This is a genomic window from Parajatrophihabitans canadensis, assembly GCF_053764775.1.
Window position 1 is genome coordinate 5063626 of sequence record NZ_CM132445.1, and the last position, 18548, is coordinate 5082173.

Below are 18548 nucleotides of genomic sequence, written 5' to 3' on the forward strand. Positions count from 1 at the left end.
TGAGGAGCACCACATGTGGAAGAAGATCGCCATCGCCGGAGCGACGGCTGCCATCATCGGCGGCGCCGGCACGGCCGCGCTTGCAGCGTCCGGCACCCCCACGACGAGCCCGTCCGCGACGCCGTCCACCAGTGCTTCAACGTCGGGCAACGGTGCTGGCGCGAAGGCTGCGAAGGCAAACGGCCGGTTCGTCAGAGGCGAAGGAATCGCGAAGCTGCGCAAGGTGACGCACGCCAGTTGGGTCACCGAAGACAAGGGCGCGAAGACGTTCACGACGCACGAGGCGATCCGCGGCTCGGTCACGGCTGTTTCGGCCACGTCCATTGCAGTGAAATCGGCCGACAACGTCACCCAAACGTACGTAGTCAACGCCGACACCAAGATTCACACCCAAGCACACAAGAAGACCGGAGCCAGCATCGCAGACGTCAAGACCGGAGACCCCGTGGTCGTCGGCGGGACCGGCACCTCGACGTTCACCGCGTCTCAAATCGTCGACGCCAAGAAGTAGCCGTCAAACAAGCGGCAGCCGAACGGTGAAGCGGGCCCCGCCCTCCGACGAGTGGCCCGCTTCGACCGTGCCACCCAACCGCCGGGTAAGCCCATCGACGATGGCCAGCCCCAAGCCGGTGCCGACCTGACGCACGCCCCGGTACCGCTCGTAAAGCGCGGATCTCTCGAATGCGACGGCGAGATCAGCATCGGACAGACCCGGGCCGCCATCGCGCACCTCGAGTTCAGCCGCAGGCGGCGCGCTGCTCGTGCGAACGGACAGCACTATCGGCGCGCCAGCGGGCGTCACACGCAAGGCGTTTTCCAATAGGCCGTCCAGAATCTGGCGCACCCGCGATGGATCGGTCTGGCACCAAATCGCGAATCCAGGCTCCTCGAGGGTGAACGTGACACCCGCGGCCCGACATCGGTCGAACCAGACCCTCGCCGCCGCCCGGGCCAATTCGGTCAGATCTGTCGGCGTGATGTCTACCCGGAATTCCTGTGCCCCTAACCGCGCTAGATCGAGAAGGTCAGCAACGAGCCGATTCAACCGCTGCGCTTCGGTCAACATCACGGCACCGACCTGGGCGGCCTGCTCAGCAGGCACCACACCGTCGGCCAGTGACTCCGCATAGCCGCTGATCGCGGTTAACGGTGTGCGAAGATCATGCGATACCGAAAGCAGAAACTCCCGCTGACGGGCTTCGGAGTGTGACAACGCCGAGGCGAGCGTGTTCACCGCGACACCGACCTCCGCGACCTCAGCAGGCCCTTCTGGAGTCACGCCGACATCGCGATGACCTGCCGCCAGCGCATGTGCGGCCTCGGCTGTGCGCCGCAGCGGTCGGGAGATGCGTTGTGCCACCAGCAGACCCAGCACGACGGCGATCGCGACGCCGACCAGCAAGGCGATCAGAACTCGCCGGATCACTTGATTGCCAAACGCGATTGCATCCGCCTGTCGCTGTACCAGCACGATGCCGCCAACCCTGGTTGGCCGACCCTCGACGAGTACGCGTTGGCCCTCGACCTTCGGTTGCTCGGAGACGCTCTTGCCCGCAAGCAGTCGTTGAACGTCAGCCGGCGTGATGCTCACCTGACCCAGTGCATTCGCGCCGTTGAGCTTGCCGTTCTGCTGCACCGTGACAGCCTGGATCTTCAGCGCCTGCAACGTTCTACTCGCTCGGCGCTGGGCAACCGCCGCGTCGACGCCGAGTTCGGCCGTTGCCTGAGCGGCATCCGCCAGCTTCGAAAGCGTCTTTCGGGCACTGTCGGCATTGCCTTGCTGGATCAGCCCAACGGCGAGCGCTCCGGCCAGCACCGCGGTGATCACCGCTACCGCCGTGGCGAGCAACGAGATCCGTTGCGCCAGGCTGGCCCGTCGGATCAAGGCGAATCCCCCTGCTGTGGATGCGGCTGCCGTACCCGTGGCTGCGCGGCATAGCCGACGCCGCGCACGGTTCTGATCGGGCTCGCGTCGCCGAGCTTCGCCCGGACCTGGGCGATGTGCACGTCCACCGTGCGCACGCCCCCCGCCGCCGAATAGCCCCAGACCTCGCTGATCAGTTGTTCACGGCTGAACACCCGCCCCGGGCGGCGCATCAGATATCCCAGCAGATCGAATTCGGTGGCCGTCAGCTCGACCTCGAGGGCACCACTGCCATCCGCGCCTGTCACGAAGACCCGGCGTTCAACCGGATCGAGCCGAACATCGTCGACCACCAGATTCGGCTCGACACCGGGACTGCCCTGGGTCCGGCGCAACACGCTGGTTACCCTCGCCACCAACTCTCGCGGCGAAAATGGTTTCGTCACATAGTCATCAGCGCCGAGTTCGAGTCCCACGATCCGATCCACCTCGTCATCACGAGCTGTGACGAATAGGACCGGGGTCCAGTCGTTGGCTGACCGAAGTCGCCGACACACCTCGATGCCGTCCATGCCGGGGAGCCCAATGTCGAGGATCACTGCCGCCGGTTTGAGTGTCCGAATCGCGGCGAGGCCGGCGTCGCCGTCGCGCTCTACATGAACCCCGTAGCCCGCTCGAGCCAGATTCAGGCGAACGATGTCAGCAATCGCGGACTCGTCCTCGATCACCATGATCAACCCGCGGGTCGCGCTCTGCACAACAGGACTCTACTTTCGCGGCGTCACCAGCGGGCCGGTCGCAATGTTCGGATCAGATCAGCGTTCTGCGACGATGGGGGCATGACGACGATGCCGCTGAGCCCGGACGAATTGCTCACGACCACCCGGACGGTCCGCAAGCGCTTGGATCTCACCCGGCCCGTGCCCCTCGAGGTGATCCGGGAATGCTTGGAGATAGCCCTGCAGGCACCGTCGGGCTCGAACACCCAGGGATGGCACTGGCTGGTCATCAACGACGAGGCTCAGCGCGCCAAGCTCGGCGAGCTGTACCGTCGGGCGGTCGCGAAATATCAGGAGTCGCCAAGCTACGCCGGCCGGCTGTATGCCGATGATGCCGAGCGCGGCCCGGTCCAGCGACGCATCGGCGACAGCGTCTCCTACCTGGCCGACCACATCGACGAGGTCCCCGTCCTGGTGATCCCCTGCATTCGAGCGGGACGGACGCTGCCCGCCGGCAATCAATCCGGGCTGTGGGGATCGCTGCTGCCGGCCGCGTGGAGTTTCATGCTGGCGGCGCGAGCTCGCGGGATAGGGACGGCGTGGACAACCCTGCACATGACCTATGAGGACGAGGCCGCCGAAATCCTCGGGCTGCCGGACGACGTCAAACAGGGCCTCATGATTCCTACGGCGTATTACACAGGCGACACCTTCAAACCGGCGCCGCGCCAACCCCTCGATGAGGTCCTGCACATCGATCGCTGGTAAATCGCCGGGAACAGGCCATGCTGTAGTTGTGATAGAGCTGATCACCGAGGTCGATGCCGACCGGCGGCCGCCGCGCCGGCCCAATCGCGTGGTGATCGCCTTAGCCCTCTTGGTCGTTCTGATCGGGGTAGGCCTGGTCAACCACAACCGGGCCCAGACCAAAACTGCTCAGCCAACCGTCGCGCCGTCGGCGAAGGTACACCGCGACAGTCCAGCTGTCGCACCCATTGCCCTTCCCGGACGCGCCGTCGACCTGGTCTCTGGTGGCGACATGGTCTTCGCCCTCACCGCGAGTCCGCCCATGCTGACCAGGCTCGAGCCGCTCGCGCCGCACGCGGTCCTGGCGACGGCCATCGTTCCGACCGGCGCCGTGCAGCTCGTCCTGGACAGCCAGACGAATCGGCTGTGGACTCTGCAACGCGAAGGGCCCCGGCAGACGGTTGTGTACGAATATGACCCGTTGTCCTTGAGCCAGCTCAGCCGTCAGACCGTCGATGTGGGCGTCACGACCGCGGTTGCCTACAACTCCCAGCTCTGGCTCGGAACTGATCGCGGCTTGTACTTGCTGCCGGTCGAGAACGGCGCCGACAGCAGCTCGAGCAGCGCTGAACACAACGCGCGGCCGCAACCGGTGAAAGGACTGAACACGTCGGTGCGCTCACTCGTGTTCGACCCAGCCAGCGATCGCGTGATCGCAAGCACGGCCGCTGGTAGCGTCTCGACCTTGACCACGATTGACGGTTCGAGCTTTCACGTGCTGGTAGTTCGCCAAGTTCCGATCGGCGAGATCAGTTTCGCCTGGACGGAACACGGCTTGTGGGCGGCTGGGTCACGACCCGAAGGATCCGGGATCATCGATCTGATCGATCCCGTTACGTTGCAGGTGATCGCCACTGCGCCAAGCACAAGGCTCTTGGACGGCTCCATCGCTGTCTGGCCGGGTGACGGTGTTTTCTGGTCCGTGGAAAAGGGAATCGTCTCGTGCCTGTCCGCGCGGACCGGAGGTACTCTGACCACCACGACGGACCTTTCCGCACCGGTCGTTCCCGGTCTCGGTGTGGCATATGCGATCGGGTCGCAAACCGTTCAGGTTCTCGATCTCACGGATACGGACTGCAAAGCGTCCTAGTCGGCCTCAACCGCCTTTTCGAGATCGCATAAGGCTTGTTCGAGATAGGTCAGCAATCGCTGAAGATGTGGCACCGTACGACGGCATCCGGTCAGGCCAAACGCCAGCTCGCTCGTGTAGCTCGTACAGGTTATGTTCAGCGCCTGACCGTCAAACGGAACCGACAGGGGGTAGACGCCGTCGAGGCGGGCGCCGTCGAGATACAGGCGCCTTCGCGGCCCGGGAACGTTGGAGATGATCAGGTTGAACGGTGGTCGCGCGAAGCTCTGCAATGCGGGCATCGACTGCAGCAATAGCGGGCCGGCTCCGAGCGCGGTCATCGCCAGGATCTGTAGCGGCGTCATCGCGCTCAGGGCTGCCTTGCCATCGCTCATGCTGGCGTGCACCACGGCCAGTCGCTCGCCGGCGTCGGCAAGATCGGTGCCGAGGTTGCACATCACGGCGCCGACGGCATTGCCGCCCTCGCGATCCCGATCTCTCGGGGTCAGGGCGACCGGAACCATTGCGATCAGCGGAGCGTCGGGTAGCGCGTCGAAGTTGTTCAAGTAAGTGCGAAGGGCGCCAGAACACATCGCCAGTACGACGTCATTGAGAGTGGTGCGGCTGGCTCGTCCAACCCGCCTGATCCGCGCCATCGGCCAGGACTGGGCAGCAAACCGGCGCGAACCGGTTATCGGCACGTTGAACATTGTCTTCGGCGCGCTGAAAGACACCGAAGCCGCTTCGTCCCGGAATCCGCGGCGAAGGGTGGTCGCAAGGGCACGGGGGAGCCCGGCCGCGTCCGAGGCCATCGCGAGGGCCGATTTCAGGGCCGCGACCGGCGGGGCGGACTGTTCAACGGCCAACGACTGCGCCGGGCGTTTCGGCTCAGCCGGTCGATATGACCAGGGTGCCGGCCGGTCACGATCGTCGGGATCCGAACTCAGCACGATTTGCAGCAATCGCGAGGCAGCGATGCCGTCCACGAGCGCATGGTGCATCTTGAAGTAGATCGCGAAACGCCCGTCGTCGAGACCTTCGATCAGATGGGCCTCCCACAACGGCCGGTTTCTGTCCAGCAAAGTGCCGTGCAACCGCGAGCACAACGCCAGGAGCTCGAGAATGCGGCCCGGTTTCGGCAATGAGTTGTGCCGGACGTGATGTTCGATATCGAACTGATCGTCGTCTTCCCAACCCCATTGGCCCAGCGTGGACAACGAGCGCGCGGGACGCTTACGAAACAACGGAGCGATGTCAGTCGCCGAGCTCAGCTTCTGGAACAGATTCTGGACGTAGTCTGCGGGCGCATCGCTCGGCGGCTGATAGAGATGCAGCCCACCGACGTGCATCGGACGCTGCCGAGCCTCGACCGCAAGAAACATCGAGTCGGTGGGCGACATCGGTAGCAGCATGAAGTCCGTCCCCCCGGCAATGAACGCGGATGTTCATACTCGCACCGAAATCGACCACGGCGCAGGTGGACCTAGCCGGTATATGCGGTCAGGAAGCTGTTTACGATCGGCAGCGCGGGCACGTTGCCCGAATCGCCGCCGTATACGAAGACCGCGAACGCCAGATCGCCACGGCTGCCAGCGAACCAGGAGTGCGTCTTCGGCGGCTTGTCGGTGCCGAACTCCGCAGTGCCGGTCTTGCCGCGTACCTCGCCCGGCAGGTTGCCTAGCGCATTGGCGGTGGCACCGGGTTGGGCCACGGTGGCGCGAAGCAGGACGTTCATCTGGGCGGTCAGTGCGGCCGGCAGAGGTGCCAGTGGGTTCCCGGGTTTGTTCGCGAGCAGTGACGGCTCGATCGGCTTACCGGTGGCGGAGGCCCCCGCCATTGAGGCCATGAGCAGCGGGCTCACCAACACCTTGCCCTGACCAATCGCCGCGGCCGCCTGTTCGTTCGGGGTCGTCGGCGGCGGCAACGAGCCGGAGAACGCGTCGACCGGCAACGCCCACTTCGCGCCGAGGCCGAGCGCGGCTGCGGCCTTGCTGACCGCGTCTGTCGGCATCTTCATCGCCAGGTTGATGGCGCTGGTGTTGCAGGAGTACGCGAACGCTGCGCTCATCGGGATGATGCCGTGCGAGAACTTGTTCTCGTTCTCGAAGGTTTGACCGTTGACCACTGTCGTCGCCGGACAATCGACTGGCGATGCCGCGGTCAGGGTGGGATTGGCCGTGTACTCCGCGGTGTAGGTCGCAATCTTGAACGTCGACCCGGCCGGGTATTCACCGTTGAGGGCAATATCGTCGGTCGCGGCCGAACTGTTGGCGACGGCCAGGATCTTGCCCGTTGACGGTTGAACTGCCACCAGCGCGGCGGGCAGCGGCACTGCGGACAGCGCGGCGTCGGCTGCGAGCTGAGCCGCGCTGTTGAGCGTGAGTCTCACGGGCGTGCCCGCCTTGGCCGCCACAACCGAACCGAGATTTGCCCCGAGCGCACCGGTCGAATCGGTGGCTGCGTAGACCTCGACGCCCACGGTGCCGGCCAGCTGGGCATCGAGACTTAGCTGCAAACCCGAGAGTCCGGTGGTATCGCCGGCCTGGATGCGGCCCTTCGAGTTGTCGATGATCTCTTTCGTTGCAGTACCAACGCGACCTAGCAGCGGCTGGGCGAAGGTCGAGGTGGGCGCCAGCAGTTCAGTACTGGTCGGAAACTGCACACCCGGCAAGTTGTAGATCTGCGGCTTGACCTGCTCGTAAGCCGGTCGGCGAAGGGTGATGATCGGGACGAACTGGGTGGGCGGTACGGCTTGGACGCTCTTGACGATGTCTGCAGCCGTGATGCCGTAGCTGGACAGGACAGCGCCGAGCGTTGCGGCAACGCTTGCCAGGTTGGTGACCTGAGCAGGGTCGATGCCGACCGTGACCACCGGAGTGGGGTTGAACAGTGACTTACCGTCGCTGTCCTCGATGGCGCCCCGAGCAGGCTGGGTTCGCTTGAGGGTCAGATGCGAACCGGTGACCAGTAGCGGATGGACGTCGCTTGTCGACCAGCTCACGAGCCAATTGCTGCCCTGCTTGGTCATCGGCAGCGAGCCCGTGTACGTCCACGGCGTGCCAACGCCAGGAATCGTCCACGAGGCTGAATAGTTCGCCGTCGCACTGCTGTCCGTGCGGTCGGCCAAACCGCTGACGGTGAACGTTCCCTTCAGCGCTGACGCACTCGACGCTGAAGCACTCGGGGAAGACGCTGTGCTCGAAGGGGCTGCACTCGGCGCCGCCGCTGAGGACGGGCTGCCGCTGGTGGCGGTGCCACCGGACAAGCCGATCAGGCTCGCCTTCAACGTCGCGGCCGCCGCCGCCGAGTCCGTGGTCACCGCGGCTGCACTCTGACTGTCGCCCCGACCGAACGCATCGAGAAAGGTCTGCGCGGCAACCTGCTCCGGAGGGGTGGATTTGGACTTCGTGCAAGCTGTGATGCCGAGCGTCGCGATGAGGATGAGCCCTACGATCGCGGCTACGGATTTGCTTCGAATCATCGTTCCAATTCGGGCCGGGGACAGGTCAGTGCTGGTGGCGCGGCTTCTTGAACTTCGCGCCGACCTTGCTGGAATGCGGCGGCTCGGTGGACGAGACCCGGCGACGGGGCGGCGGCCCGTCGTCGCGGGTGAGGTGGATGAGCTGACCGGACACCCGAGTGCGCTCCAGCGCCTGGAAGGTCCGATCGGAAAGGTCGGCCGGCAGCTCGACCAGGGTGTGGTCGCCATGGATGTCTATGTGGCCGAAGTCCCCACGGCTGAGGCCGCCTTCGTTGGCCAGCGCGCCAACTATTGCGCCGGGCTGCACCTTGTGCCGGCGCCCGACTGCGATGCGGTACTTGGCCATCGGCACGTCCGACTTGTGTTTGCCGTGCGCCCTGGGGCCGGCGACCCGAGTCGTAGGACGCGCCTCGACGCCCTCGCGGTCCCGGGGTCGTTCACGATCCCGGTCTTTCTTCTTCACGGCCGGCGGATCGGGCTTGAGCAAGAAAGACTTGTCGTCCTGGGACAACACGGCAAGCGCGGCGGCGATATCAGCCACCGGAATGTCATGTTCCTGTTCGTACTCGGTGATCAAGGTGCGGAAAAAACCCAGCTCCGGAGAGTCCAGGCTGGCGGTGATCGAATCGGTGAACTTCGTGACCCGTTGGGCGTTCACGTCGTCCACCGAAGGAATCGACATCTCGGTGATCGGTTGCCTGGTGGCTCGCTCGATGGAGGCCAGCAACCCCTTCTCTCGTGGTGTCACGAACAGCAACGCCTCGCCCGACCGTCCGGCTCGACCCGTCCGGCCGATGCGGTGGACGTAGGACTCGGAATCCTGCGGGATGTCGTAGTTGACGACGTGGCTGATCCGCTCGACGTCGAGGCCGCGGGCCGCGACGTCCGTCGCCACCAGGATGTCGAGCGCGCCGGACTTGAGCTGACCGATTGTTCGCTCCCGCTGGGCTTGCACGAGATCACCGTTGATCGCGGCGGCTGAATGACCTCGTGCACGTAGCCGCTCGGCGACGTCCTCGGTGGCTGATTTCGTGCGGACGAAGATGATCATCGCGTCGAAGGTCTCGACTTCGAGGATGCGCGTGAGAGCGTCCATCTTTGCCGAATGCGCGAGATAGATATATCGCTGACGGGTGTTGGCCAACGTCATCGTCTTGGACTTGACGGTGATCTCGGCAGCGTCGTTCAGATACTTCTTCGCGATCCGACGGATCTGGCTCGGCATAGTCGCAGAGAACAGCGCAACCTGCTTGTCGTCGGGCGTGTCAGCGAGGATTGTTTCGACGTCCTCAGCGAATCCCATGTTGAGCATCTCATCGGCCTCGTCGAGAACGAGAAAGCGCAGCTCGGTCAGGTCGAGGGTCTTCTTGTCGAGGTGGTCCATGATCCGACCGGGAGTGCCCACGATGATGTGGGCACCGCGGCGCAGGCCGGAAAGTTGGATGCCGTAGCTCTGCCCGCCATAGATGGGCAGCACATTGAGGCCCGGAAGGTAGTGCGCGTACCTGCTGATCGCCTCGGAAACCTGCAACGCCAACTCGCGGGTCGGCGCCAGGATCAGAGCTTGCGGAGTTCGCTGGTTCAGATCGATGCGCGACAGAATCGGCAGCGCGAACGCAGCGGTTTTGCCAGTACCGGTCTGGGCAAGGCCGACCACGTGGCGTCCAGCCATCAGCGGCGGAATTGTTGCGGCCTGAATCGGCGAGGGGGTTTCGTAGCCTACGTCAGACAGCGCGCGCAGAACCGGCTCGCCGATACCGAGGTCGGCGAAGGACGGTTGGGGTTCATTTTCAGGGTTACTCATCAGGGTCGAGCCTACCGGCCCGCGAGGGGTCGTCGGGCCGACCAGTCCCAATCCCCGGTTCGGTACGGGCAGCCTTTCGGGCGCGATACGCGGCGACGTTGGCGCGGTTACCGCAGTTTCCGGTGTCGCAGTAACGCCGAGACGAGTTTCTTGAGAAATCGACGAGCACCGCATCGCAATCATCGGCCGCACAATGACGCAACCGCGACAGCTCGTTGGAACGGATGAGATCGACAAATCCCATGGCCGCCTCCGCCCCGATCCGCTCGACCAACGGCGCGTCAGGTTCGGTGACGTGCAGGTGCCAATCCCACTCGTCGTGACGGGTGAGGTACGGCTGGGCGCCAGCGTCGGCGAGCAGCGCGTTGACGATGCCGACCGCGGCAGTGACCGCCTCGCCGCCCGGGCTTTCAGCCGACGATTCTGCGGCGGACCACACAGCACGGAGCCGATCGCGAAGCGCGCGAACGGCGCTGAGTTCGGCTCCGTCGCCGGCAATCAGGCCGGTGTAGGGGTACGCGCGCAGGAAGTCGTCCAGACCCTGGCGGCCATCCGGTTCGGCCAGTGCGTCGACACCGTTCAGGTCGGTGTTGACCAGCGCGGCGGCAGCCACCAGAGCAACTTCGGTGTCATGAGCAAAAAGCATGTTGACTCCTTACCCGCCTAACTCTAGTGTCATCACCATAGATGACTTTAGGTAGTGACAAGCTTCACCGGAAGCCGGTCTGACGGGAGTGACGCTGTGTCAAAGGTGGCTCAGGCCGCTATTCCGGCAGCTGACGGCGTAATCGCCGGCCGACCGACCGCGTCCCGGGCGTCGCGGACCGGACTGAGCCTGGCGATGCTGTCTGCTGCGACGTTCGGGCTGTCCGGGCCGCTGGCGAAGTCATTGCTCGACGCGGGCTGGTCGGCGGGGGCGGCGGTGCTACTTCGGCTGGCCGGAGCGGCTGCCGTCCTGGCCATACCGACCTTGCTCCTGCTGCGCGGTCAGTGGAGGAGCCTGTGGCGAAACTCGAAGACGCTGCTCCTCTATGGCGTTGTCGCGGTGGGCGGCCTTCAGATCTGTTTCTTCAACGCGGTGCACTACCTGTCGGTCGGGGTCGCTTTGATGATCGAGTATCTGGCGCCGGTGCTGATGATCTTCTGGTCGTGGTGGCGAACCAAGCGGGCCCCCGGTCGGCGAACCAGCCTCGGAGCGGCAGTCGCGGTCATCGGCATGGGTTTCGTTGTAGGCATCGGTAGCGGTGTATCGGTCAACCTCATCGGGGTCGCGTGGGGGCTGACCGCCGCGCTGTGCCTGTGCTGTTACTTCGTCATGGCGGGCAACCAGCAGGACGACCTACCTCCGCTGTTGCTCGCCGCCGGTGGCACCACCGTCGGCGCCGCCGCAGTGGCGATCGCGGGAGTCATCGGTCTCGCCCCGCTCACCTTCACCGCGAACACCACGCGCCTGGCTGGTAACGACTTCGCGTGGTTCGTGCCGGGCGCCCTGCTGGTACTCGTCCCTACTGTCATCGCGTACCTGACGGGAGTCGCTGCGATCGGTCGGCTCGGAGCCAAGCTCGCATCATTCGTGGCGCTGACCGAGGTCTTGTTTGCGGTACTCGCATCCTGGTTGCTGCTTGGGGAATGGCCGCACGCCTGGCAACTCTTCGGCGGCGCATGCATTCTCGCCGGGGTAACCCTGGTCAGGCAGGACGAGCCTGCGCGGTAGCGAACCACCGGGCTGCAAAACCACCGGCCTAAAGCAGGAAACGAAACAGCGGGCTGGACGTCGACACCATCTCGATATGCGGCGGTGAGGCCTCCATCCGGGCCAACAGAGCGGGCAAATCCTCCGGGCGCGACAGTTCAATACCGACGAGCGCCGGCCCCGTTTCGCGGTTGCTGCGCTTGACGTACTCGAACAGGGTGATGTCGTCGTCAGGTCCGAGCACCTCGTCCAGAAAGCGCCGTAGCGCACCGGGTTCTTGAGGAAAATCAACGAGAAAGTAGTGCTTACGACCCTCGTGCACCAGGGCTCGTTCAACAACCTCGGCGTAACGACTGACGTCGTTGTTGCCGCCGGAGACAATGCAGACCACCGAGGCACCGTCGGCAACGGTGAAGGCGCCACCGAGTGCGGCGCTGGCCAGTGCGCCCGCAGGCTCGGCGATGATGCCGTCCGCTTGATACAGCGACAGCATCTCCATGCATACCCGACCTTCAGCGATAGCGACGAGTTCGGCGTTCGAGGCTGCAATCAGCGGATACGTGACGTCGCCCGCACGGCGAACCGCTGCGCCATCGACGAAACTGTCCAACTCTGCGAGCGTGACCGGGCCGCCAGCAGCCAGTGCCGCCGCAACGGACGCCGCCCCAGCCGGTTCGACACCGATGACCCGCACCTCCGGGTGTCGCTCACCGAGCCACGCGACCGATCCGGCAAGCAGACCTCCGCCGCCGACCGGGATCACCAGTACATCGGGTGCGAAACCGAGTTGGGATAGGACGTCCTTTGCGACTGTGCCTTGGCCGGCGATCGTGCGTGGGTCATCGAAGGCAGGCACCAAGGTGGCGCCAGAGGATTGAGCGTCAGACGTTGCAACCGCGGACGCCTCGTCGTAGGTATCGCCGGCCACGATCACATCGACCATCTCGCCTCCGAGCGCGGCGATGCGATCGCGCTTCTGACGCGGCGTCGTCCTTGGCAGGTAGACCCTGCCGTGCACGCCAAGAGCCGCGCAGGCATATGCGAGGCCCTGTGCGTGATTGCCGGCACTGGCGCCCACGACGCCGGCAGCTCGTGCCAACGCGTCGAGTTGTGCGATGAGGTTGTAGGCGCCGCGCACCTTGTAGGACCGCACGGTTTGCAGATCTTCGCGTTTGAGCCAGACCTCGCCCGAAATCAGTTCGGACAGTCGATCATTACGCTCCAGGGGAGTATTGGCCACCACCCCGGCCAATCTCACCGAGGCAGAATCCACCATCGCCGCATCAACAGTCACCTGCACAGTCTGCCGAGGCCATCAGCTGTGTGCCTCAGCGACCCGCCCACCGCGGCAGCGCTAACTCAAAGCCAGTGCGGCCACGCTAGCTCAAAGCGTGGCGAGATACTGCGCCAGACGGTCCAGGCTGGTGTTGAAACCCGCCAGTGCCTCGGGAGTTCGATACTCGGGCGGCACGTTGGTTTGGTGGATGACCAGTCGACAGCGACCACCGCCCAGATCAGTGAGAGTGCCGGTCGAGGTGATTCCCAACTCCAATTCAGCGAAGGCAAAGACCTCGGGCTCAGTCACCTCGACGAAAGTAGCTTTCGTCGGATACTCGCCACTGCCGTCATCGGCGACCATGACGCTTTCAAAGCGGCCGCCTGCCCACGGCTCGATGACTACGGTCTCGATCGGCACGTGGGTACCGGTCGGCCCCCAGAACATCACAAACTGCGCGGGATCGACGAACGCCTTGAACACGAGTTCGCGCGGGGCGTCAAACTCGCGAACGATGGTGACCTCGCCGAGATCAGACGGCGCGTTGGGAGACGTGGGAACCGTGCCTGCTGTTTGGCCCGCTGCCGGGCTCGTTACATCGCTCATGGCTTTCTGCCCTTCTTTGCTGGGGGATTCGCTGCTGGGGGATTCGCTGCTGCCGGTGCGCCGTTAAGCGGGTCCTCACCAGCGGCCCGGCGCTGACGTTGCTGAAGTTGACGAAGGTGCTTCTCGAGCTGGTCGAAGCGGTCATTCCAGATCGCGCGCTGGCCCTCGATCCATTCCGCCGCGGTTTGCAACGGCGCGGCCTCGAGCCGGCACGGGCGAAACTGGCCCTCGCGACCTCGAGTTATCAGCCCGGCGCCTTCGAGAACCTTCAGGTGTTTCGATATCGCCTGAAGGCTGATGGCAAACGGTTCAGCAAGCTCGTTCACGGTCGCCTCGCTCGTCGCGAGCCGGGCGAGAATCGCTCGGCGCGTCGGGTCGGCGAGGGCCGCGAAGGTGGCGCTGAGCTCGTCGGTCATCACATATTTAACCATTCAGTTGATTAACTGCTGGGTTGAATACTGGCAGCCGTGCCAACCCGTGTCAAGAGGTCCCTCGCAGGGCTTGAGTTGATGCCCGCGAGCCGAGCTTTACGAAGCAAGCGCGGCGTACCGGCCCGCGTCCTCGACGAGGCTGTGGTGCGTTCCGGTTTCGATGATTCGGCCCTGATCGACAACAGCAATCTGGTCCGCATCGCGAACAGTGGACAGCCGGTGCGCGATCGTGATCGTCGTGCGTCCGGCAGCGAGTACGTCGAACGCCTGCTGCACTGCCCGCTCGGTCTCGGTATCCAGAGCACTCGTAGCCTCATCCAGGACGAGAACGCGGGGATTGCGCAGAAGCGTACGGGCAATCGCGATGCGCTGCTTCTCCCCGCCAGAGAACCGATGCCCTCGCGACCCGACGACGGTGTCGTAGCCGTCCGGCAGGCCGGCGATCAGTTCGTGCACCTGCGCAGCCCGGGCAGCGTTCTCGATCTCTGCATCAGTGGCTTCCGGCTTGGCGTATCGCAAGTTCTCTCGAACCGTGGTGTGCAGCAGATACGTCTCCTGGCTTACAACGCCGACGATCGCTGCCAGATCAGACAGTCGCAGATCGCGCAGGTCAATGCCGTCGATCGTCACCCGCCCCGATGTCGGGTCATACAGGCGCGCTACCAGCGAAGCCATGGTGCTCTTGCCAGACCCGGTCTCGCCAACCAGGGCCAGCGTGGTCCCCGCCGGTACCGTGAGGTTTACTCCGGCTACGGCTGCTGAATCGCTGCCCGGGTATGCGAACGTCACGTCCTCGAAGCGCAGCTCACCCTTGATTCGTGCTGGCTCGACCTTGGCCGGGCTGATCGGATCGTCAACGTCAATCGGCAGATCCAGGTACTCGAAGATCCGTGCGAACAAGGCGAGAGAACTCGTGATCGACACACCGACGTTCAGCAGACCCATCAGTGGACGGAACAAACCGGATTGCAGGGCAGTGAACGCGACCAGCGTGCCGATGGTCATCGCACCTGCCGTCATCGGCAGGCCAGCGCTTAGATAGATCACGGCAGGTATGGCGGCGAAGATGAGGCTCATCGAGGCCATCCGCCAACGGCCCGCCAGCTCTGACCGCAGCTCCAAGTCGATCAACCGAATCGACGAGGCGGTGAACCTGTCGACCAGCGAGGGCCCGGCGCCAAGGGTCTTGCTCAGCTGGATTCCGCTGATGGAAAGTCCCTCTTCGATCGTGACGTTCAGATCAGCGAGCTCACGCTGTCGCTGTCCAGTGATCTCACGCCGCATCCTGGCGACCCGGCGAGTCAGGTGGATTGCCGGGTCGCCAGGATGCGGCGTGACCACCAGCGAGATCAACGACAGGCGCCAGGAGAGCGCTGCCATCGCCACCATGGTGGCGACCGCGGTAGTTAGATTCGACGCGATGGAAGTTGCCGTCGAGGTAACGACTGACTGCATGCCGCCAATGTCGTTGGTGATCCGTGATTGGACCTCGCCGGTGCGGGTGTTGGTGAAGAACGCGATCGATTGGCGTTGCAGGTGGGCGAAGACGTCCGTCCGCAGGCGATGCATGACCTGCTGACCGATCCTCGTGCTGATCCAGGTCTGGACGACACCGAAGGCGGCCGTGATTGCCGCTACGGCGAGCATGCCGAGTACCAGCCAGACGAGCAGAGTCACGTCCTGGCGCGGGAGCGCCTTGTCGATGACTGCCCGCAACAGGAAGGGCGAGGCCATCGAAACAATCGAGGACGCGACGATGATCCCGACTACGACCGTCAGCGGCCCTTTGTAAGCGGTGAAGAGTTTGCCGATGCGGCGCAGTGAGACTTCGCGCGCCTGCACCTTTTCAGCGGCCGTCACCGTCGCAGAGCCGCGGCCGGGTCGGCCAGAGCGGGCTGGAGCCGCGCTATTTCTCAAATCTGAATTGTTGGATTCCAAGGGAACCACCCCGTGTAGATGGGGGCGAGCGTCGTGCTCGATACCTGTGATGTCAGGGGCCGCGGCCGAACCGCGCGCCAAGTGCTGAGGTGGCCGACTGAGACCTGCTGGTCGGCGCGTTACTGAGGTTACCTCAACATGAGGGTACAACAGTAGTCACTGATATCGTATTCCCGTGGGCGATGAACGCGACGAGACGCTGTCCGAGGCGTTCTGGTCAGTCGCCCGCAAACTTCGTCACACGTCACGCGAGACACTGGCGCCGTGGCAGATTTCCCCTTCTCATTCCCGCGCCCTCGGCGTGCTCATGCGGCACGGCCAGATGCGACTGAGTGACCTTTCCGAACACCTGAGAATTGCCCCACGGTCGACCACGGAGGTCGTCGACGTGCTTCAGGAGCACGGCTTCCTCGAGCGCCACCCAGACCCTGACGACCGCCGCGCAACCCTGATATCCCTCACCGACGAAGGCAGGCGCACTGGGGAGGCCATCCGAGCGGCTCGAGCAGCGGAGGCAGAACGGTCTTTCGGGGCGTTGAGCGAGACCGACCGCCAACAACTCGCGCGCATCCTTCGCAAGCTGCGCGATTGAGCCGTCACTGCTGAACCGCTAGTCACGCAGTGAACATGACTCGCCAGGGCCGCACCGTCACCTCAAGAAATCCGCCAGCTACACATTGGTCATCCGTCCTGGCCATCGCAGTCACGTCCACGTCGCCGTGCTCAGGGCGGACCCGGACGATCGTCATGCCCGCGCCGTCCTCGTCCGGCAGTGGCCCGGCAGCGACCAACATGCCTAGCCCGTGCAATCGATTCAGAAAAGCTACGTGCTCGCTGAACGCCTCAGCCGCGAAGACCGATTGCCCTGGAGCCAGCGCTGGACCAGGGCGGTGCAGCAACGCGTACCACTCCTCGGCAGCTGGCTGTTCGCCGCCGGCTTCAGTCGCGAGGGCCGCCAATACCGCGGGCCAACCGTTGCGGTACTCGTCGGCCGCAGTTGCAGGCTCTGCGAGCACCTCCCACCCGCGATGTTCGATCTGGACCAGCGTGCGCTCACCGTCAGGAGTGAAGCTCACGCGCACCTCTGTTGATCTGGTCGCCTCGCTGCCCGGATGCCACGCCAACCGCAGCAGATGCGGTGCGTCCCACTCGATGACTTCTGCCCATACCGACGACCGGTCGCCGGACCGTTCTATCAAGCGGCCATCTTCGAAGGCGACCGTCCCGTCACCGAAGACACTGTGCTCAGCCAGCGGCCACCAGGCGGTCATACGTTCGGTGAACAGCGCGAAGGTGCGATCCAGGTCGGCGCTAGCCCACACTTGCTGACGGACCGGAGCAATTCGCTTTGGTTCGGGCAGATTCACGGAGTCAGTCATCTCGTTGCCTTTGCTGTCGTTACCGTTGCTCGACCTCGACGACATAGTCTGCGAACGCCTGCAGACTCGTGCCCCACAGGTTCACCAGCCAGTGCTGAACTTCGTCCAAGCCGTCTGGCGCCAAGGCGTACAGGTTCCGGGTCCCGCGTGCGGAGTGTTCGACAAGGCCTGCGTTCTGCAGCACTCGAAGGTGTTTGCTCACCGCGGGCCGACCTATCGGCAAGTCCTGCGCAAGCTCGCCGACCGGTCTTTCGCCGCTTCGCAGGCACTCGAGAATGCGCCGGCGCATCGGGTCGCCGAGTGCGTCGAGCACGGCCTCTACTCCGGGTTCGTTACTCATGGGCAACGGTTACTCTAGAGCAACCATTGCAGGTTTTCAACACCCGAACGGCCTCGCCTCGGCGCACTCTTGACCTGAACCGGACTTCAACTTCTACGGTTTAGCTGTGTACGCAATCAGGCAATACGAGTTCGGGCCACCGGCCGTGCTGCGCTACGAACAGGTGCCCGACCCGGTGGCCGGCGATGGCCAGGTGACCGTCGAGGTTCACTCGGCGGGTGTTCACCTCATTGACACCCTCATCCGAAAGGGAGTCGCAGGCGGCCCATTCCCCTTGCCTTCGCTGCCGATGACACCAGGACGAGAAGTCGCTGGCATTGTGACCGCTGTCGGCCCGCACGTCGATTCCGCCTGGCTCGGTCGGCGAGTCGTCGCCCACCTCGGGCAGGCCAGTGGCGGGTATGCCACGATCGCGGTCGCAGAGCAGTCGTCCTTACACGACATCGAAGGCCTCGATTCGGCCACGGCTATCGCGATGATCGGCACCGGCCGCACCGCTGTCGGCGTACTGGAGCTGGCGGAGATGGCTGCTGATGACGTCGTGCTCGTGCTCGCTGCGGCCGGAGGCCTCGGCAGCCTCCTCGTCCAAGAGGCAGTACGCATCGGCGCCACCGTCGTTGGCTGTGCCAGCGGCACCGCAACGGAGCAGATGTCCAGCAAGCTCGAGAAGATCCGTTCACTGGGTGCCATCGCCGTCGACTATTCCCAAGCGGGGTGGGCCGATCAGCTGCGCGAGCAGCTGGGCTCGACGCCACCGACCTTGTTGCTCGACGGTGTGGGGGGCTCGCCGAGCACTCAGGCCGCCCGCCTGGTCAGGCCTGGCGGCCGCATCGTGCAATTCGGGTACTCGTCGGGGTCACCCAGCAAGGTCGAGGACGAATCTACGAGGGGCAAGGACACGCCGCGCAATGTGGCCGATCTTGCCGAAGAGCGCGGCATCAAGGTCTCCTGGGTTCTCGGTCCGCGGATGACTGACCGACCCGGCGGTCTGCGAGGCCTCGAGACTGAGGCACTCGGCCGAGCAGCTCGTGGTGAGTGGCAACCATGGATCCAGATATTCGCGCTGCCGAACGCAGCCGGCGCGCATGCGGCCCTGGAAGAGCGAGCCACCACCGGAAAGGTCGTGCTTGATGCTTCGTGA

The 18548-nt window shown here is 64.5% G+C and carries 18 protein-coding genes; 6 read left to right on the plus strand and 12 right to left on the minus strand.

Translation table 11 applies throughout. The annotated features are described in order from the left end of the window. The first annotated feature begins 13 nt into the window (after nucleotides 1-13). Nucleotides 14-511, plus strand: coding sequence for a hypothetical protein (locus tag ACSMXN_RS24295; RefSeq protein ID WP_022915600.1), 498 nt, complete (start codon nucleotides 14-16; stop codon nucleotides 509-511). A gap of 3 nt (nucleotides 512-514) precedes the next feature. Here ACSMXN_RS24295 and ACSMXN_RS24300 read toward each other — a convergent pair whose 3' ends face one another. Both ACSMXN_RS24300 and ACSMXN_RS24305 read right to left on the minus strand, forming a co-directional pair. Beyond that, nucleotides 515-1885, minus strand: a complete 1371-nt coding sequence (locus ACSMXN_RS24300; protein WP_022915599.1) for a sensor histidine kinase — start codon at nucleotides 1883-1885, stop codon at nucleotides 515-517. Continuing rightward, a complete protein-coding gene (locus ACSMXN_RS24305; protein WP_051149081.1) occupies nucleotides 1882-2595 on the minus strand; it encodes a response regulator transcription factor in 714 nt (237 codons plus the stop codon). Before ACSMXN_RS24305 ends, ACSMXN_RS24300 begins: the two co-directional genes overlap by 4 nt. A 108-nt stretch (nucleotides 2596-2703) precedes the next feature. Here ACSMXN_RS24305 and ACSMXN_RS24310 point away from each other — a divergent pair, with 108 nt between their 5' ends. After that, nucleotides 2704-3351: a nitroreductase family protein gene (locus tag ACSMXN_RS24310; RefSeq protein WP_022915597.1), complete on the plus strand. Its 648-nt coding sequence runs from the start codon at nucleotides 2704-2706 to the stop codon at nucleotides 3349-3351. Between the two features lie 28 nt (nucleotides 3352-3379). Next, nucleotides 3380-4480 (plus strand): hypothetical protein, encoded by a 1101-nt coding sequence (locus ACSMXN_RS24315; RefSeq protein WP_022915596.1) that lies wholly within the window; start codon nucleotides 3380-3382, stop codon nucleotides 4478-4480. On the opposite strand, the gene ACSMXN_RS24320 is transcribed toward ACSMXN_RS24315, so the two are convergent. The 4 genes from ACSMXN_RS24320 to ACSMXN_RS24335 all read right to left on the minus strand — a co-directional run bounded on the left by ACSMXN_RS24320 (nucleotide 4477) and on the right by ACSMXN_RS24335 (nucleotide 10390). Continuing rightward, the gene (locus ACSMXN_RS24320) at nucleotides 4477-5871 is read right to left on the minus strand and encodes a WS/DGAT/MGAT family O-acyltransferase (protein ID WP_022915595.1); all 1395 of its coding nucleotides are present in this window, start codon (nucleotides 5869-5871) and stop codon (nucleotides 4477-4479) included. The genes ACSMXN_RS24315 and ACSMXN_RS24320 overlap by 4 nt on opposite strands. Nucleotides 5872-5942: 71 nt before the next feature. Further along, a complete protein-coding gene (locus ACSMXN_RS24325) occupies nucleotides 5943-7940 on the minus strand; it encodes a penicillin-binding transpeptidase domain-containing protein (protein ID WP_022915594.1) in 1998 nt (665 codons plus the stop codon). Between the two features lie 25 nt (nucleotides 7941-7965). After that, on the minus strand, nucleotides 7966-9744 hold the full coding sequence (locus ACSMXN_RS24330) for a DEAD/DEAH box helicase (RefSeq protein WP_022915593.1): 1779 nt from the start codon (nucleotides 9742-9744) through the stop codon (nucleotides 7966-7968). Then, nucleotides 9737-10390, minus strand: coding sequence for a CGNR zinc finger domain-containing protein (locus ACSMXN_RS24335; protein WP_022915592.1), 654 nt, complete (start codon nucleotides 10388-10390; stop codon nucleotides 9737-9739). The genes ACSMXN_RS24330 and ACSMXN_RS24335 overlap by 8 nt, the downstream gene beginning before the upstream one ends. Before the next feature lie 96 nt (nucleotides 10391-10486). Here ACSMXN_RS24335 and ACSMXN_RS24340 point away from each other — a divergent pair, with 96 nt between their 5' ends. Next, the gene (locus tag ACSMXN_RS24340) at nucleotides 10487-11458 is read left to right on the plus strand and encodes an EamA family transporter (protein WP_022915591.1); all 972 of its coding nucleotides are present in this window, start codon (nucleotides 10487-10489) and stop codon (nucleotides 11456-11458) included. A 28-nt stretch (nucleotides 11459-11486) separates the two neighbouring features. On the opposite strand, the gene ilvA is transcribed toward ACSMXN_RS24340, so the two are convergent. From ilvA to ACSMXN_RS24360, 4 genes are all read right to left on the minus strand, one after another. Beyond that, complete coding sequence (ilvA, locus tag ACSMXN_RS24345; RefSeq protein ID WP_455407655.1) at nucleotides 11487-12731, minus strand: threonine ammonia-lyase IlvA; 1245 nt, start codon at nucleotides 12729-12731, stop codon at nucleotides 11487-11489. A gap of 90 nt (nucleotides 12732-12821) precedes the next feature. After that, nucleotides 12822-13319: an SRPBCC family protein gene (locus ACSMXN_RS24350; protein WP_022915589.1), complete on the minus strand. Its 498-nt coding sequence runs from the start codon at nucleotides 13317-13319 to the stop codon at nucleotides 12822-12824. Continuing rightward, nucleotides 13316-13738 (minus strand): ArsR/SmtB family transcription factor, encoded by a 423-nt coding sequence (locus ACSMXN_RS24355; protein WP_455407796.1) that lies wholly within the window; start codon nucleotides 13736-13738, stop codon nucleotides 13316-13318. Before ACSMXN_RS24355 ends, ACSMXN_RS24350 begins: the two co-directional genes overlap by 4 nt. A gap of 108 nt (nucleotides 13739-13846) precedes the next feature. After that, on the minus strand, nucleotides 13847-15610 hold the full coding sequence (locus tag ACSMXN_RS24360) for an ABC transporter transmembrane domain-containing protein (RefSeq protein WP_027140000.1): 1764 nt from the start codon (nucleotides 15608-15610) through the stop codon (nucleotides 13847-13849). Between the two features lie 253 nt (nucleotides 15611-15863). On the opposite strand from ACSMXN_RS24360, the gene ACSMXN_RS24365 reads away from it, so the two are divergent. After that, nucleotides 15864-16280 (plus strand): MarR family winged helix-turn-helix transcriptional regulator, encoded by a 417-nt coding sequence (locus ACSMXN_RS24365; RefSeq protein ID WP_022915586.1) that lies wholly within the window; start codon nucleotides 15864-15866, stop codon nucleotides 16278-16280. A gap of 22 nt (nucleotides 16281-16302) precedes the next feature. Here the strand turns inward: ACSMXN_RS24365 and ACSMXN_RS24370 are convergent, their stop codons facing one another. Both ACSMXN_RS24370 and ACSMXN_RS24375 read right to left on the minus strand, forming a co-directional pair. Then, complete coding sequence (locus ACSMXN_RS24370) at nucleotides 16303-17067, minus strand: SRPBCC domain-containing protein (RefSeq protein ID WP_081649367.1); 765 nt, start codon at nucleotides 17065-17067, stop codon at nucleotides 16303-16305. Between the two features lie 19 nt (nucleotides 17068-17086). Then, nucleotides 17087-17407, minus strand: coding sequence for a metalloregulator ArsR/SmtB family transcription factor (locus ACSMXN_RS24375; RefSeq protein WP_022915584.1), 321 nt, complete (start codon nucleotides 17405-17407; stop codon nucleotides 17087-17089). A 106-nt stretch (nucleotides 17408-17513) separates the two neighbouring features. Here ACSMXN_RS24375 and ACSMXN_RS24380 point away from each other — a divergent pair, with 106 nt between their 5' ends. Continuing rightward, a complete protein-coding gene (locus ACSMXN_RS24380) occupies nucleotides 17514-18548 on the plus strand; it encodes a zinc-binding dehydrogenase (protein ID WP_022915583.1) in 1035 nt (344 codons plus the stop codon).

Excerpts from the sequence above, each read along its gene's own strand:
- ACSMXN_RS24320 (WP_022915595.1), bottom strand. The coding sequence starts at position 5,871 with ATGCTGCTACCGATGTCGCCCACCGACTCGATGTTTCTTGCGGTCGAG.
- ACSMXN_RS24375 (WP_022915584.1), bottom strand. The coding sequence starts at position 17,407 with ATGAGTAACGAACCCGGAGTAGAGGCCGTGCTCGACGCACTCGGCGAC.
- ACSMXN_RS24330 (WP_022915593.1), bottom strand. The coding sequence starts at position 9,744 with ATGAGTAACCCTGAAAATGAACCCCAACCGTCCTTCGCCGACCTCGGT.
- ACSMXN_RS24305 (WP_051149081.1), bottom strand. The coding sequence starts at position 2,595 with ATGGTGATCGAGGACGAGTCCGCGATTGCTGACATCGTTCGCCTGAAT.
- ACSMXN_RS24295 (WP_022915600.1), top strand. The coding sequence starts at position 14 with ATGTGGAAGAAGATCGCCATCGCCGGAGCGACGGCTGCCATCATCGGC.
- ACSMXN_RS24325 (WP_022915594.1), bottom strand. The coding sequence starts at position 7,940 with ATGATTCGAAGCAAATCCGTAGCCGCGATCGTAGGGCTCATCCTCATC.
- ACSMXN_RS24335 (WP_022915592.1), bottom strand. The coding sequence starts at position 10,390 with ATGCTTTTTGCTCATGACACCGAAGTTGCTCTGGTGGCTGCCGCCGCG.
- ACSMXN_RS24350 (WP_022915589.1), bottom strand. The coding sequence starts at position 13,319 with ATGAGCGATGTAACGAGCCCGGCAGCGGGCCAAACAGCAGGCACGGTT.
- ACSMXN_RS24370 (WP_081649367.1), bottom strand. The coding sequence starts at position 17,067 with ATGACTGACTCCGTGAATCTGCCCGAACCAAAGCGAATTGCTCCGGTC.
- ACSMXN_RS24310 (WP_022915597.1), top strand. The coding sequence starts at position 2,704 with ATGACGACGATGCCGCTGAGCCCGGACGAATTGCTCACGACCACCCGG.